This is a genomic window from Hyalangium sp. (assembly GCF_045802625.1).
GTDB lineage: Bacteria > Myxococcota > Myxococcia > Myxococcales > Myxococcaceae > Hyalangium.
The window spans coordinates 1-1,559 of record NZ_JBJMQP010000231.1 but is presented as its reverse complement, the minus strand read 5'-3'; the positions used below and the strand labels follow the sequence as shown (position 1 = coordinate 1,559).

At 68.8% G+C, this 1,559-nt stretch carries 2 protein-coding genes; one reads left to right on the top strand and one right to left on the bottom strand.

Features of this window, described 5'->3' with window-relative positions; genetic code table 11:
• Nucleotides 1–223: 223 nt before the first annotated feature.
• On the bottom strand, nt 224–439 hold the full coding sequence (locus tag ACJ8AT_RS36150) for a hypothetical protein (RefSeq protein WP_407742526.1): 216 nt from the start codon (nt 437–439) through the stop codon (nt 224–226).
• A gap of 149 nt (nt 440–588) precedes the next feature.
• Here ACJ8AT_RS36150 and ACJ8AT_RS36145 point away from each other — a divergent pair.
• Nucleotides 589–1,559: NAD(P)/FAD-dependent oxidoreductase (locus ACJ8AT_RS36145; protein WP_407742525.1), on the top strand; the 971-nt coding region annotated here is incomplete at its 3' end.

Genomic DNA, 1,559 nt, shown 5'->3' with positions numbered 1-1,559 from the left:
GCATGAACGTCGTGCAGCGACCGACGCTGCAGAGCGGCAAGGGCTACGAGATCACTGGCCACCACGAGATCATGGTGCCGTTGCTCGTCTGGGCGGTCGTCGAGGAGCTCGAAGGCCGGTGACGGCTCGGCCGGCGAGCGACGCCGGCCTCTTGGGCGCCACGTGGCGGCCCAACCGCTGAGTGGCGGCGGCGAGGGCGCGCGCCGCCCCGCTCACCAGAACGTCAGCCGTTCCACTTCTGCCGGAGCCGGCGTGCCGTGTCCGGGCTGAACACGCGGATGATCAGGTAAATGATCCCCCCGACGATTGCCACCTTGATGGCGAAGAAGAAGAGCCAGCCGAGGAGCCCGAAGCCGAAGGCAAAGAGGCCGAACGCCAGTCGAAGGACGAACAGGCCCCCGATGGCGAACAGGCCGATCATGAAGATGGTACGAAGCATCGAACGTTCTCCCTTGCGAGTCTGGCTACCGTACGGGTTGCGGGGCGGCGCGGTTTCGCCTCATCGGCTTCGCTACTGGCTGGCGCGCCGGCGCACCGAGAGATTGCTCGAATGCGCCCTTCTTTCGCAAGCCGCAGCACTCGGTCCACGTGAGCGTCCCTGATCTCATCGTCGCCGGTGGCGGCATCGTCGGCCTGACCTCGGCGCTCGCCGCGGCGCGGCGCGGGCTGCGCGTCACCGTGGTGGACCAGCCGCGCCCGGGCGCGGCCTCGCGCAACGCCGCGGGCCTGCTGGCCCCCTCCATCGGAGTGGCCTCTCCCGCGGTGCGGGACGCTGGTGCTGCCGCGCGTGAGTTCTACCCCGGCTTCCTGGACGCTCTGCTCGAGCGTACCGAGATTCCGGTGCCGCTCGACCGAGAAGGCATCATCGAGCTCGCGTTGTCGGAGCAGGAGTTCGAGACGCTCTCACGCAACTCGCCGCAAACCGCTGAGCGCCTGGACGCGAATCGCCTCGCGACCCTCGAGCCTTCCCTCGGGATCCATCCCGGTGCATTGCTGCATTCCCTCGATGGCGCGGTGGATAATGTCGCGCTCATGAATGCGATCGACGTTGCCGTCGTCCGGCACTCACGCATCACGCGCATCACCGACGAGGTGGCGTCCTTCGACCCGCGCGGCAACCTGCCAGGGTTCCGTTCCCGGGGAGGGACGAGATACGCCGGACAGCGTCTCCTCGTCGCCAACGGCGCGTGGGCCGGCTCCCTCCCCGGAATCCCTCGTCCGCTGCCTGTGCGCCCCGTCCGCGGACAGCTGCTCCGCCTCGAGGGCCAACCCCTGCGGCATGTTACCCATGTTCCCGGGGGTTACCTCGTGCCTCGCGCAGGGGCAACGGTAGTGGGTGCGACGAACGAGGACGTCGGGTTCGACACCGGCATTACCCAGCGCGGGCTCAAGGATCTTCGCACCCTCGCCACCCGCGCAGTGACCGCACTAGGCAGCGCTCCGATGATCGACCACTGGTCGGGCCTCCGACCCATGGCCGCCGACGGGCTGCCCATCCTCGGCGCCGACCCCGACGTGCCGTCGCTCTGCTACGCCTGTGGCTTCTCGCGGAACGGCAT